The following is a 13003-nucleotide window of genomic DNA, read 5'->3' as shown; positions in this document are numbered from 1 at the left end:
ACTCATAAAATCGCGCTCATCGATGAGGAGACAACCCATGCACAGCACGCAACAGACACCACCAAAAACCGCGCCAGTGCCAGTTGGTGGCGCTGTCATCGACGAGCAGGGCCGGGAAGTTCCGATCACCGAAGAGATGATCCAGCAGGCCTGCAGCGCACTGGAAAAAGCCCAGCAGCAAGCGGCCAAGCGTAAGTAACCTACCCCTCAGGGCAGCATTCGCTGCCCTTTACTACAGCTGATTTAGCTTCGCCCCCAACGCCTGCACCAGGCTGCTCAACGCCGGGGCATTGCCTTGTATGCACACCTCTAGCCCGTCGATTTCCCGCCGCATCGGGTAGTGCTTGCGCAACCGGTCAAAAGCCAAGCGCCGAGCGCCTGCATCGCCCTGCAAGCTGCGCCGGAAATCCGCATCATCGCGGCGCGGGTCATACACGCTGCGGCAAATGCTGGCTAAGGTCCAGACCGGATCAGCGCTGGCATCGATGGTCAGACTCTTTAGCCAGGCGGCGGGCATCAGCTGCGCCAGTTCCACACTGGCTGCAACGCCCAAGTGCTGACACAGCGCCTGATAGATCTGCGCAGTGCCGCGCAGCTTGCCGTCCAGGCTATAGCCGCCGATATGTGGAGTGGCAATCTGGCACAACGCCGCCAGGTCAACATCCACCTGCGGTTCACCCTCCCAAACATCCAGCACCACCTGCAGATCAGCGCGCTGTACCAGCAACGTGCGCAAGGCCTGGTTATCCACCACGGCACCACGGCTGGCATTGATCAGCCAGCTGCCGGATTTGAGTGCGGCCAAACGGGCGCTATCAAACAGGTGGTGGGTCGGATGCTCGCCCGTGCGCTCAAGTGGCGTGTGCAGGCTGATCACATCACATTCATCGAGCACCTGCTGCAGGCTGACGTAATCTCCCACTTCCGCCGCCTGGCGTGGCGGATCGCACACCAACACATTCCAGCCCAGAGCGCGCAGCACCTTGATCAAGCGGCTGCCGACCTGGCCAGCACCGATCACGCCATAGGTCCGCGTCGCCAGCTCAACGCCCTGCTGCTCAGCCAGCAGCAACAGGCTGCCCAGCACATAGTCGACCACGCCACGGGCGTTACAGCCGGGCGCACTGGCCCAGGTGATGCCGGCCTGCTGGAAGTAATCGAGGTCGAGATGGTCGGTGCCGATGGTGCACGTACCGACAAATTTAACCGCCGTGCCTTGCAGCAAGGCACGGTCAAGCCGGGTCACCGAACGCACCAGCAGCAGGTCGGCCTCGGCAACAGCGGCGGCGTCAATGCTGCGGCCAGGCAGCCGGTGTATCTCACCGAAGCCGGCAAAGAACTCATCCAGCAGGGGGATATTTTCGTCGGCAACTATTCGCATGGCAGGGCTCCATCAATCAGTCGGGCATTCTACCCCGCCGAGGCAACTTGGCTAGGCTGTACAGGGTTGCCGCGCAGGTGAAATCACGCTTTCCTGACTGAGGCGTCAAGGCGTAGACTGCGCGGTTTTCTGCCCCATTTTCCGGATATTCGACATGCTCGCCCAAACCCGCCTGCAACGCACCCGCACTGAACTGTGCAGCCTGCTGAAGCTGGCAACGCCAATCATCATTGCCCAGTTGGCCAATACCGCCATGGGCTTCGTCGACACCGTGATGGCGGGACGGGTCAGCCCGCAGGATTTGGCCGCCGTGGCGCTGGGCAATTCGATCTGGATACCGGTGTTTCTGTTGATGACCGGCATTCTGCTGGCCACCACGCCGAAGGTCGCGCAACGCTTCGGTTCCGGCGCGCACACCGAGATTGGCCCCCTGGTGCGTCAGGCACTCTGGCTGGCGTTGGGTGTGGGCGTTGCCGCCGCGGTGATACTGTGGAACGCCGAATTTGTCCTGCGCCTTATGGATGTTGAACCGGCGCTGATCGAGCCCGCGATGGGCTACCTGCGTGCAGTGGGCTGCGGCTTCCCGGCGGTGGCGCTGTACCACGTGCTGCGCTGCTTCAGTGACGGTCTGGGGCATACCCGGCCAAGCATGGTCATTGGTCTGTGTGGCCTGGCGCTGAATATCCCGCTCAATTACATCTTCATTTACGGCAAGCTCGGTGTGCCGGCCATGGGCGGCGTCGGCTGCGGCTGGGCCACGGGCCTGGTAATGACGTTTATGTTTCTGAGCATACTCTGGTGGGTGAAATGGGCGCCGTTCTACCAGCCGAGTAAAATTTTCAGCCATTTCGAATGGCCACAGTGGAAGGTACTCAAGCGCCTGCTCTCGGTGGGCCTGCCGATTGGTATTGCGGTGTTTGCCGAGTCGAGCATCTTTGCCGTGATCGCCCTGCTGATCGGCGGCCTGGGCGCAACAGTGGTGGCCGGGCACCAGATTGCCCTGAACTTCAGCTCCATGGTGTTTATGATCCCCTACTCCCTGGGCATGGCCGCCACAGTGCGCGTAGGCCAGGCGCTGGGCCGGGGTGAGCCACGGGAAGCGCGCTTTGCTGCGGGCGTGAGCATGGCCGCCGCACTGGGTTATGCCTGCCTGTCGGCCAGCCTGATGCTGCTGCTGCGCGAAGACATTGCGCAGATCTATACCCCCGACACGACCGTGATCGCGGTGGCGACCACCCTGTTGGTGTATTCGGCGTTGTTCCAGTTTTCCGACGCTATTCAGGTGACCGCCGCCGGTGCGTTGCGCGGTTATCAGGACACCCGAGTAACGATGATCCTGACCCTGTTCGCCTATTGGGGTATCGGCTTGCCGGTGGGCTATGTGCTCGGGCTTACTGACTGGTTTGGCCAACCCACCGGGCCGAGCGGGCTCTGGCAAGGTCTAATCGTCGGCCTCACCTGTGCCGGCGGCATGCTCGCTTTGCGCCTGGCCGGCAGCGCGCGCAAACGCATTCGAGCCGCTAAGATGGCCTGATGAAAGCCCGCCTGCTGTTTCTGATCACTGCACTGTGCCTGTGCGCCTGCACGCCAACTGATGATGGTTTGGCGCTGCAGGCCGATTACCTGAAACGTTTGAGCAACGCACTGGATGTTGCTCCGCCGCTCAATATCGAAGCCGCCACGCCGGTGGATTATCGACTCCCAGCGCGCCGCGAGCGCCTTATAGACATCCCCGAACTGCGTATCAGCCTGCTCGAACTGCTGGTCGAGGCGCGTTACTGCCCGGTGCTGCAACAGCAGATCAGCCTGCGCAATAACAGCCTGGGTAAGCAACTGACGCCAAGCAGCCGGCTGGCCTATGAAGGCGACCTGCTGCGGGCCATCGACAGCTGCATTGACTACTTGCGCGATCAAGAACAACAGGAGCTGCGCGGCACCTTGGAACAGCTTGCTCAGGACAAACGCGCACAACTGGCGGGGGTATTCTGGAACGCCCTAAACGCCAGCCAGGAGGTTGAACGCTACCTGCGCTTCTCCAACCAAGCGCTGCCGACAAATGCCACTGAAGACGCTGCGGCGCTTGATGCCCTGACGCAGCTGGCCACTATTGGCAGCGCATTGCCCGCCGTATTACCGCCGAGCGCCGCGCAACTGGATCCGGTATTTTTTGCCCTGCACGCCAGTGATCAGGGCGGTCAGCTGATCACCAGCCTGGCCAGCCTGAGCCACAGCCTCAATCAAGCCAGCCAGATGCTGGAAAGTCGCCATCAGCAAAGGCCCATCTGCCCCACGGGCAAGGCCACAGCGCGCGGGCGGATTGTGCAGAACATCTTCATCAAGTATTACGCCGGCAGTCTGCAGCCCTACCTGGCGCTGGTGGACCAACGCGGGCAAGCCTGGAGTCAGAGCCTGCGCCAACTCAGCGAGGTGGCGCAGGTACCGCCCGCCACGCGCGGCTATCTGCAGCGCCTGAGCGCAGATGAGCACTCGTTGTGGGCGGATTTCCGGCTGGCGACAGCGCGGCATGTGCGCAGCTGGCAAAATCTGCTCAACAGCTGTGGGCTGGCGCCTGGTCAGTCGGGATGGAATGGCAACGCCGCCAGCGCCGACCAGTAAGCCTCAGACAACAGCTCGCGGCCGGCGAGCAGATGCGCCAGATAGTCCTCACTGGGCAGCAAACCCTCTTCGCGAAAGGCCGGGTTGGCGATATACACCCACGCCGGCTGCACGCCATGTGCGGTGATAACCGGCAAACACTCACGGCTGTAATAGACCGGGGTGCCTTCAAAGTGATCCAGCTTGGCGATCTCGCCGGCGTCCCGCAGGCGATAAAGCACCCCTTCGACTTCGACCTGCCCTGCACGCGCGTGGCGAATATTGGCGTACGCCCGCCCTGGAGCACGGTCCATCGCGCGCTTGTTAAAACACAAGCCGTAACCCGGCAGACGGCCTGGCAGGGCCTCCAACACTGTGAGCCCGCGCGCCTGCATGCGCAGCGGGTTCATGTTCGAGCCATACGCGAAATACCAATCCATCAGTCGAGTTTCTTGCGAATCAGGTACAGATAGGTCGCGCCCTCTTCGGCTTGCTCGACCAGCTCATGGCCCAAGAACACGCAAAACTTGGGGATGTCGCGACGGGTCGAGGGGTCGGTGGCGATCACCTTGAGCAGACCGCCGGCCTGTAGGCTGCGAACTTTGTTGTGCAGCATCATCACCGGCTCCGGGCAGTTAAGCCCGGTGGCGTCGAGGGTGTCATCAGGAATGGCGGTGGATTGCAAAGACATCAATGGGCTCCAGTTGCAGGCCGCTATTTTGGCGCAACGTTACGCCAAAGGTCAGCAAATAGCGGGTTAAAAACAGTACAGCGGGTTTATTTACTCAGGCGACGCAGGTGGCAGGTGACCTCTTCGCGGTCGTGGTAGAGCTGCTTGCAGGCAATCGAGACCTTGAGCTTACGCTCGGCAAAGCCCTCTTCCAGACGTTGCAACAAGCGGCGTACTTCGGCGTAACGCTGCTTCATCGGTAACTTGAGGTTGACCACCGCTTCACGGCAGTGGCCTTCACCAATCCAGGCTTCCAGCAAGGCGGCGCTGCGCGCGGGCTTCTCGACAATGTCGCAGACCATCCAGTCCACCGGCTGCTTGGGTTTCCAGGTGAAGCCATCAACCATCAGGTGCTGCACCAACCCGGTATCCATCAGGCTTTCGGCCATTGGGCCGTTGTCGATGGCGGTGACCAGCATGCCGCGTTTGACCAGTTGATAGGTCCAGCCACCTGGTGCAGCCCCCAAATCAACCCCGGTCATGTCGCCCGACAGGCGCTCATCCCACTGCTCGCGGGGGATAAAGGTGTGCCAGGCCTCTTCCAGCTTGAGGGTCGAGCGACTCGGTGCCTCACGGGGGAACTTCAAGCGTGGAATGCCCATGGGCCACAACGCCGAATTATTCGTCTCGGCCATGCCGACAAACACCTCGCGGCCGCTCTTGAAGGTCAACAGCAGGCGCGGTTTGTGTGCATCCTCAACCAGCTTGCCGGCCTTGGTCAGGGCGTTGCGCAGCGGCGCCTCGAATTTTTTGCAGAAATTCGATAGTTCCTTGCCATCGTTGGTGTCCAGCACTTCCAGCCACAGGCTGCCAAACACCGGGAAACCGCTCAGGTGGCTGAGTAGCACGCTGATACGATCCAGCTCAGGCAGGTCGATAAACACACCTCGCGCCCATTGCCGCGGAAAAATCAGCTGATTGAAGCGAACCCCACGCATTAAACGCTCGGCGCCATCCTCTTCGGTGCAGATAAATTCAGCGCAAGCGGTACTCGGCTTGGCCTTGGCATAGCCGGCCACATCCAGGCGCGCGGTATGCTCGGCGATCTCGGCACACACCTCGTTCTCGAAACCGGGACGGCAGTGCAGTAGCAGGGTATTAATTGCGGGGGTATTCATCGGGGTTCTCCTCAAGGCGCGCATCATAGCCGACTCGGGAACCCTTAGCCCCCGCGACCTGTCCAGTGTGAACAGCCATAGTCGCTGCGCCCACCCAGAAACACTTAGATGCCAAGCAGCCAGCCCCCTAAATGGCGAGCCAGAACAAGCAGAGCTAGGGTGAACAGTCTGCAGCCACCAACCGGCTTGCACCGTGACAAGCCACAGGAGACGCGCAATGCCTTCCTTAGATAGCCTGAATAGTCAACGCAGCCTCGACGTAGAAGGCCAGAGCTACCAGTACTTCAGCCTCCCTGAAGCCGCCAAATCCCTTGGCAACATCGACCCGTTACCGATGTCATTGAAGGTTCTGTTAGAGAACCTGTTGCGCTGGGAAGACGGTAAAACCGTCACCGGCAACGACCTGCAGGCCATGGCCGATTGGCTAAAGAGCCGCAGCTCCGAGCGCGAAATCCAGTACCGCCCCGCCCGCGTATTGATGCAGGACTTCACCGGCGTGCCCGCCGTGGTCGACCTCGCGGCCATGCGTGACGCCATGGCCAAGGCTGGCGGCGACCCGCAGAAGATCAACCCGCTATCGCCCGTCGATTTGGTCATCGACCACTCGGTAATGGTCGACCAATTCGCCACCCATAACGCGTTCGAACAGAACGTCGCCATCGAGATGCAGCGCAACGGTGAGCGCTATGCCTTCCTGCGCTGGGGCCAGCATGCCTTCGATAACTTCAGCGTGGTGCCGCCGGGCACCGGCATCTGCCACCAAGTCAACTTGGAGTACCTCGGCCGCACCGTCTGGACCAAAGAAGAAGACGGCCAGACCTTCGCCTTCCCCGACACCTTGGTTGGTACCGACTCACACACCACCATGATCAACGGCCTCGGCATTCTCGGCTGGGGCGTCGGCGGCATCGAGGCGGAAGCGGCGATGCTCGGCCAGCCCGTGTCGATGCTGATTCCCGAGGTCATCGGCTTCAAGCTCAGCGGCAAACTCAAGGAAGGCATCACCGCCACCGACCTGGTGCTGACCGTCACGCAAATGCTGCGCAGCAAAGGCGTAGTCGGTAAGTTTGTTGAGTTCTATGGCGACGGCCTGGCCGATCTGCCGCTGGCGGATCGCGCCACTATCGCCAACATGGCCCCGGAATACGGCGCCACCTGTGGCTTCTTCCCGGTCGACGAGATCACCCTCGGCTATTTGCGCTTATCCGGCCGGTCGCCGCAGACCGTCAAACTGGTCGAGGCCTACTGCAAAGCCCAAGGTCTGTGGCGCGAGCCAGGCGTTGAGCCGTTGTTTACCGATAGCCTGGAGCTGGATATGGGCAGCGTCGAGGCCTGCCTGGCCGGGCCCAAGCGCCCACAGGACCGGGTTGCCCTGCCCCAGGTCAAACAAGCCTTCGATGACTTTCTTGGGCTGCAACTCAAGCCCAATCCCGGCGCGGAATCACGCCTTCTCGACGAAGGCGGTGGTGGCGCGGCGATCGGCAGCGCCACCCAGGTTGGCGAGGCGGACTATGAACATGAGGGACAGACGCATCGCCTGAAAAACGGTGCCGTGGTCATCGCGGCAATTACCTCCTGCACCAACACCTCCAACCCCAGCGTGATGATGGCCGCCGGCCTGCTGGCGAAAAAAGCCGTGGAGAAAGGCCTGCAGCGCAAGCCGTGGGTGAAAAGCTCGCTGGCTCCGGGCTCCAAGGTGGTCACCGAATACTTCAACGCCGCCGGCCTGACCCACTACCTCGACGAGCTGGGCTTCGACCTGGTGGGCTACGGTTGCACCACCTGTATTGGTAATTCCGGGCCGCTGCTTGAGCCTATCGAACAAGCCATCCAGCAATCGGACTTGAGCGTCGCCTCGGTGCTGTCAGGTAACCGTAACTTCGAGGGCCGCGTGCATCCGCTGGTGAAAACCAATTGGTTGGCCTCACCGCCCTTGGTAGTGGCCTATGCTTTGGCCGGCACGGTGCGGATGGACATAACCTCTGAACCCTTGGGTCTGGGCAAAGATGGCCAGCCGGTTTACCTCAAAGACATCTGGCCGAGCCAGGCGGAAATCGCCGAGGCGATCCTCAAGGTCGACACCGCGATGTTCCACAAGGAATACGCCGAGGTGTTCGCCGGGGATGCCGAGTGGCAGGCCATCGACATACCGCAAACTGCCACCTACAGCTGGCAGGACGACTCGACCTACATCCAGCATCCACCGTTCTTCGAGAATATCGCCGAGGCGCCACCGCATATTGGTGACATTCACCAAGCGCGCATTCTTGCCCTGCTCGGCGATTCGGTGACCACTGACCACATCTCCCCCGCCGGCAATATCAAGGCCGACAGCCCCGCCGGTCGCTACCTGCGCGAACAGGGCGTAGAGCCGGTCGACTTCAACTCCTACGGCTCGCGGCGCGGCAATCATCACGTGATGATGCGCGGCACCTTCGCCAATATCCGCATCCGCAACGAGATGCTCGGCGGCGCAGAAGGCGGTAACACCTTGCACGTGCCAAGTGGTGAGCAGCTGTCGATCTACGATGCCGCCATGCGCTATCAGGAGGCCGGCACCCCGCTGGTGGTCATTGCCGGCAAAGAGTACGGCACCGGCTCAAGCCGCGACTGGGCGGCCAAGGGCACCAACCTGCTCGGCATCAAAGCGGTCATTGCCGAAAGCTTCGAGCGCATCCACCGCTCTAATCTGGTGGGCATGGGCGTCTTGCCGCTGCAGTTTAAAACCGGGCAAAACCGCAAAACGCTCAACCTCACGGGCAAAGAGACACTCAACATCTGCGGCCTGGATGGTGTTGAACTCCACCCGTCCATGACCTTAACCCTGGACATCTTGCGCGAGGACAACAGCCGCGACAGCATTGAAGTGCTGTGCCGCATCGACACGCTTAACGAAGTGGAATACTTCAAGGCCGGCGGCATCCTGCATTACGTGCTGCGGCAGTTGATCGCCAGCCAATAGCCTGGCCGAGTGCGTCACGCGCCGGGCAAAAAACACCCTCAGGTCAAGTACGACCACGACCATGGCATAAATGTGACGCCATTCAAAAAGCGGTTAAACTCGTCGACACGGATTTCTCCCTCAACTTCGCCCGCCATTGGCCGATGTAGGGGCATTACAACAACGGATAATTGCCATGCGTAACAACCAGCCGGTCACTCAGCGCGAACGTAGCTTCCCTGCTCAGCAACGACTGATCTCGACGACTGACCTCAAAGGCCAGATCAGCTACTGCAATGACGCGTTTGTCGAGATCAGTGGCTTTACCCGCGATGAGTTGATTCGTGCGCCGCACAATCTGGTACGTCACCCCGACGTACCGCCTGCGGTGTTCCAGCACATGTGGGACACCCTGAAAAGCGGCCGGCCGTGGATGGGGATTGTTAAGAACCGTTGTAAGAACGGCGATCATTACTGGGTTAATGCCTACGTCACGCCCGTGACGGAAAACAACCAGGTAGTGGGTTACGAATCCGTACGGGTCAAGCCAACCGCCGAACAGGTGCGTCGCGCAGAAGCCCTGTATCAGCGCATCAACAGCGGTAAGTCCGCCGTCCCGAGTAGGGATAAGTGGCTACCAACTCTGCAGGGCTGGCTACCGTTTATCCTGATCAGTCAGATTGGCTTTCTTATCGGTATTTGGCTTGATTCCAGCTGGGGCTTTGCCCTCGCGGCTGCACTGTCGATACCGCTGGGCTTGGCCGGGTTGAGCTGGCAACAACGTGGCCTCAAGCGTCTGCTGCGCCTGGCTGACCAGACCACTTCTGACCCGCTGATCGCGCAGATGTACACCGACAGCCGCGGTGCTCAAGGGCGCCTGGAAATGGCGACGCTCAGTCAGGAAGCGCGCCTGAAAACCTGTTTGACCCGTCTGCAAGACACCGCCGAACAGCTCACCCTGCAGGCTAAGCAGGCCGATACCCTGGCGCATAACAGTTCCGCCGGGCTTGAGCGCCAACGCAATGAAACCGATCAGGTGGCCACTGCAATCAATGAAATGGCCGCCACCACCCTGGAAGTGGCGAGCAACGTGGCGCGTACCGCCATCGCCACTCAGGATGCAAATCGCCTGACCAGCGCTGGGCGCAGTATTGCCAGTGAAACCCGCCAAGCGATTCAGCGCCTGTCGCAATCGGTCGGTGATACCGGTGAAACGGTGACCCGCCTGGCCCAAGACAGCAATGAAATTGGCGGTGTAGTCGATGTCATCAAAGGCATCGCCGACCAGACCAACCTGCTCGCGCTCAACGCCGCCATCGAGGCCGCTCGTGCGGGCGAAATGGGCCGGGGTTTTGCCGTGGTGGCTGATGAAGTGCGCTCACTAGCGCAGCGCACGGCCGAATCCACCGGGCAGATTCACCAACTGATCGCCAAGCTGCAGCGCACCGCCGAAGAAGCAGTCATGACCATGGAAATCGGCCGTAAACAGGCCGAAGAAGGTGTTGTGCGCGTGCAGCAAGCCGACGATGCACTGGCGGGTATCAGTGAGGCTGTTGCCAACATTGCCAGTATGGCCGATCAGATTGCCGCGGCGGCTGAGGAACAGAGCGCGGTAGCTGATGAGGTCAACCGCAGCATCACCACCATCGCTCAACTGGCCGACCAAACAGCCGGTGAGGCGCATGACACGGCGATGCTCAGTGAGGCTCTAACCGCCACCGCTCAAGGTCAGTACGCCTTGGTCGAGCGCTTCAACCGCTAATCCTGAAGCGGCGCATTGCCCAGCCCTGCGCCGCCCTCCCGGTTACAAATTCTCGTAGCGGTTCATGTCCAGCACACCGGCTTCAATGGGCTCGGTTTGCTGGATATACGCTGACATATCGTGGAAATAGCGCCAGAACTCAGGATGAGTACGGCGAATCCCCCAGCGCGCAACCACCTGTTCGAATGCCGGCGTATCACGCGCCTGTTCCATCGCACTGACAAACTCCGCCACCTGCTCAACCTGAACATTGAAGATAAAGTTCGGGTAGCTGCTGAGCACCCCGGGATAAACCGTCAAGGTATCCAGCGTGGGCTGGTAGCGCAGCTCCTCGCCCAACATAAACGCCACATTGGTGTGCGCGCGGTTACGCAGCAGGCTATACACCTCACGCTGCCCACCGGGCATTTCTACTCGCAGCAGAGTGGCCTCGGGTAGTTGGTCGATTACTTTGAGCGCACCCGCTGGCTTAGCCGTTAAGCGGCTCAAAGATTGTTCCGCGCGCTGCAGCTCGGGGGCCACGCCCGGGCGATGGCAATGCGCACCGCTGCAGCGATTGATTGGATCCGGACGCGCATTCAGGCTGCCGTAACGCTCCAGTAAGGTCTCGACAAAACTACGTTTGGCATCGCCGTCCGCCAAGCGCAAGGCGCTCGGGGTTTTAGTATCGATCGCCTGGTAATCGAGCCAGACTTTCAGCTTGCCGCTGCTCTGGTACCAATCGCTTAAATAGGCCTGACGCGACTGCGCAGGCATCAACCGCAGGAAGTTGACCTCCGCACCATTGCGGATCAAATCGAAATACAGCCGCGTTTGCGCCTGATGAGAGACATTGCCGAACACATCGAAATTCACCACCAACTGGTAATAGGTGCGTTCCAGCAACGGGAAGTCCAGCCACCAGATCGTCTGCGGCACCTCGCCAATCAGGCCTTTGCGCACCGAGGCGCTGTCATGCTGACGGAAGATCGACAGCAGCGCGTTATCGTTGCCCGCCCAGATGTGCGACCAGCTCGGCGCTGGCGCGTCGGCATAACGCTGCATACGTAACGCTTCGTACTCATTACGCTTATTGCGGTAGCTGCGCCAAATGCCCAGCAAGTCGGTAAGGCTGTCGAGTTGCCCGGGTATGGCCAGCAAGTCTTTTGCCTGCTCGCGGTACGCCGGGTCAGTGATGTACAAATCGTGCTGCGGGTCTTGGAACACCGCCCAGAAATTATCGCGAATCACATCCGTGGCAATCTGACCACGGCACACCGGCCCCCGGATAAAAGTGCGCACAAAATATTCGGCGTTATCCAGCATGAACTGGTAACGCGCCTGCGGCGGAATCGCGGCAAAGGTTTCAAACGGATTGGCGCGGCGCTGGGCGCCATAGCCCGGTACGGCGTCGGCCTGCCAGTCGCTGGTGAAGAATAATTCCTTGACCCGTGCCAGCTTGGCCGCACTCAGCGCATAGGTGATGTGTGTCTTGTGCACAATCACCCCCTGCACCGGCGTCAGGCGGTAGTAGAACTCGCTGCCCGGATCGGAATTGGGCAAGCGCGTGGCGATGATGTCCACTGGCTGACCGCTGGGCGTGCGCGAACGCACCATCTGAAAGAAATGCCCCGGCTCACCGCCCGTGAAATGCATATGGGCAAGGAAAAGATGCTCATACAGCCAACGGGAAACCAGCGCCTCACGGGCGCCGGGGGCGTTCATAAAGGCTTCCCAGGTGGCGATCTGCTGCGCTTCGGCCGCACTGGCCTGCAACGCTTGTTGATCGATCGGCGCACCCTGCTCGATCCAAGCCTGCAGCATTTGATAGTCGGTCTCAGTCAAACCAGTCACCGCGAACGGCATGCCCGCTTGTGGGTTGTTGCGGGCAAACGTCTCGAACTCCTGCGGCAATGGGCATTGGTTGAGCCGGTTGATGTTTATCTGCAGCTCAGCCGGCAGCTTGCTATTAGCAGCAAATGGCTGCTGGTGGCCTAACTCCAACATCCGTGCGAGCAAGGCGGCCTGGCCGCCCTGCTGATCCAGCACAGAGGTGAACCCTTTACGCTGCCAAGCCGCTGCACCGTGGGCATCGACAAACAACCGGGTGGTGGCTTGGGCCTCGGTGCGTGTACCTGCGTAAACCGTCGCTTTGCTCGCCCCCCGCTGCACGCCTTCAGCACTGCCTAAATTGAGCTGACAGGCCGCGTCGTAACAGGCATGGCAGGCCACACAATTCTTGGTGAAAATCGGTTGAATGTCGCGACTGTAGGAGATGGGCTCGGCCGCGTGTAATGCGCCGATGAACATTAAACACGTGCTAAGCAGTAAGCGACCGAGCATGGAAGTGTCTCTAAAATGGTCTGAGCGCCGATTCTAGCTGCCCGCAGCGAAGCAAAGCCAATTCATGAACATGAATGAAATTCATGGAAAAGCACAAGGCACTGCAAAAGCGTGCAGCTTTGCTATGATCGCGCATCTTTTTTTCACGCGTCTC

At 60.5% G+C, this 13003-nt stretch carries 10 protein-coding genes; 5 read left to right on the top strand and 5 right to left on the bottom strand.

The genetic code is table 11. The annotated features are described in order from the left end of the window. The first annotated feature begins 22 nt into the window (after positions 1-22). Positions 23-199, top strand: coding sequence for a PA1571 family protein (locus SOP97_RS16490; protein WP_337993291.1), 177 nt, complete (start codon positions 23-25; stop codon positions 197-199). A gap of 33 nt (positions 200-232) precedes the next feature. Here the strand turns inward: SOP97_RS16490 and pdxB are convergent, their stop codons facing one another. Further along, on the bottom strand, positions 233-1381 hold the full coding sequence (gene pdxB / locus SOP97_RS16485; RefSeq protein ID WP_274086544.1) for a 4-phosphoerythronate dehydrogenase PdxB: 1149 nt from the start codon (positions 1379-1381) through the stop codon (positions 233-235). Between the two features lie 154 nt (positions 1382-1535). On the opposite strand from pdxB, the gene SOP97_RS16480 reads away from it, so the two are divergent. Beyond that, complete coding sequence (locus SOP97_RS16480) at positions 1536-2915, top strand: MATE family efflux transporter (protein ID WP_322950173.1); 1380 nt, start codon at positions 1536-1538, stop codon at positions 2913-2915. Continuing rightward, the gene (locus SOP97_RS16475) at positions 2915-3997 is read left to right on the top strand and encodes a DUF3080 family protein (protein ID WP_322950172.1); all 1083 of its coding nucleotides are present in this window, start codon (positions 2915-2917) and stop codon (positions 3995-3997) included. The genes SOP97_RS16480 and SOP97_RS16475 overlap by 1 nt, the downstream gene beginning before the upstream one ends. Here the strand turns inward: SOP97_RS16475 and SOP97_RS16470 are convergent. From SOP97_RS16470 to rlmM, 3 genes are all read right to left on the bottom strand, one after another. Continuing rightward, positions 3955-4416: a gamma-glutamylcyclotransferase family protein gene (locus tag SOP97_RS16470; RefSeq protein ID WP_274086547.1), complete on the bottom strand. Its 462-nt coding sequence runs from the start codon at positions 4414-4416 to the stop codon at positions 3955-3957. The genes SOP97_RS16475 and SOP97_RS16470 overlap by 43 nt on opposite strands. Further along, positions 4416-4667, bottom strand: a complete 252-nt coding sequence (gene tusA / locus SOP97_RS16465) for a sulfurtransferase TusA (RefSeq protein ID WP_274086548.1) — start codon at positions 4665-4667, stop codon at positions 4416-4418. The genes SOP97_RS16470 and tusA overlap by 1 nt, the downstream gene beginning before the upstream one ends. Before the next feature lie 86 nt (positions 4668-4753). Continuing rightward, positions 4754-5809: a 23S rRNA (cytidine(2498)-2'-O)-methyltransferase RlmM gene (gene rlmM / locus SOP97_RS16460; protein WP_322950197.1), complete on the bottom strand. Its 1056-nt coding sequence runs from the start codon at positions 5807-5809 to the stop codon at positions 4754-4756. 232 nt (positions 5810-6041) lie between these two features. Between rlmM and acnA the strand changes: the two genes are divergently transcribed. Together acnA and SOP97_RS16450 are read left to right on the top strand one after the other, a co-directional pair. Continuing rightward, a complete protein-coding gene (gene acnA / locus SOP97_RS16455) occupies positions 6042-8786 on the top strand; it encodes an aconitate hydratase AcnA (protein ID WP_322950171.1) in 2745 nt (914 codons plus the stop codon). 175 nt (positions 8787-8961) lie between these two features. Beyond that, a complete protein-coding gene (locus SOP97_RS16450) occupies positions 8962-10527 on the top strand; it encodes a methyl-accepting chemotaxis protein (RefSeq protein ID WP_322950170.1) in 1566 nt (521 codons plus the stop codon). A gap of 42 nt (positions 10528-10569) precedes the next feature. On the opposite strand, the gene SOP97_RS16445 is transcribed toward SOP97_RS16450, so the two are convergent. After that, positions 10570-12816 (bottom strand): fatty acid cis/trans isomerase, encoded by a 2247-nt coding sequence (locus tag SOP97_RS16445; protein ID WP_322950169.1) that lies wholly within the window; start codon positions 12814-12816, stop codon positions 10570-10572. Between the last annotated feature and the right edge of the window lie 187 nt (positions 12817-13003).

The organism is Pseudomonas spirodelae, from assembly GCF_034653255.1.
Taxonomy (GTDB): domain Bacteria; phylum Pseudomonadota; class Gammaproteobacteria; order Pseudomonadales; family Pseudomonadaceae; genus Aquipseudomonas; species Aquipseudomonas spirodelae.
Note: the sequence above shows the minus strand (reverse complement) of the source record. Positions and strands in the feature narration are given on the sequence as shown.

What these genes read in the sequence shown, in the direction of transcription:
- SOP97_RS16490 (WP_337993291.1), top strand. Translation starts at nt 23, where the DNA reads ATGAGGAGACAACCCATGCACAGCACGCAACAGACACCACCAAAAACC.
- pdxB (WP_274086544.1), bottom strand. Translation starts at nt 1,381, where the DNA reads ATGCGAATAGTTGCCGACGAAAATATCCCCCTGCTGGATGAGTTCTTT.
- SOP97_RS16480 (WP_322950173.1), top strand. Translation starts at nt 1,536, where the DNA reads ATGCTCGCCCAAACCCGCCTGCAACGCACCCGCACTGAACTGTGCAGC.
- SOP97_RS16475 (WP_322950172.1), top strand. Translation starts at nt 2,915, where the DNA reads ATGAAAGCCCGCCTGCTGTTTCTGATCACTGCACTGTGCCTGTGCGCC.
- SOP97_RS16470 (WP_274086547.1), bottom strand. Translation starts at nt 4,416, where the DNA reads ATGGATTGGTATTTCGCGTATGGCTCGAACATGAACCCGCTGCGCATG.
- tusA (WP_274086548.1), bottom strand. Translation starts at nt 4,667, where the DNA reads ATGTCTTTGCAATCCACCGCCATTCCTGATGACACCCTCGACGCCACC.
- acnA (WP_322950171.1), top strand. Translation starts at nt 6,042, where the DNA reads ATGCCTTCCTTAGATAGCCTGAATAGTCAACGCAGCCTCGACGTAGAA.
- SOP97_RS16450 (WP_322950170.1), top strand. Translation starts at nt 8,962, where the DNA reads ATGCGTAACAACCAGCCGGTCACTCAGCGCGAACGTAGCTTCCCTGCT.
- SOP97_RS16445 (WP_322950169.1), bottom strand. Translation starts at nt 12,816, where the DNA reads ATGTTCATCGGCGCATTACACGCGGCCGAGCCCATCTCCTACAGTCGC.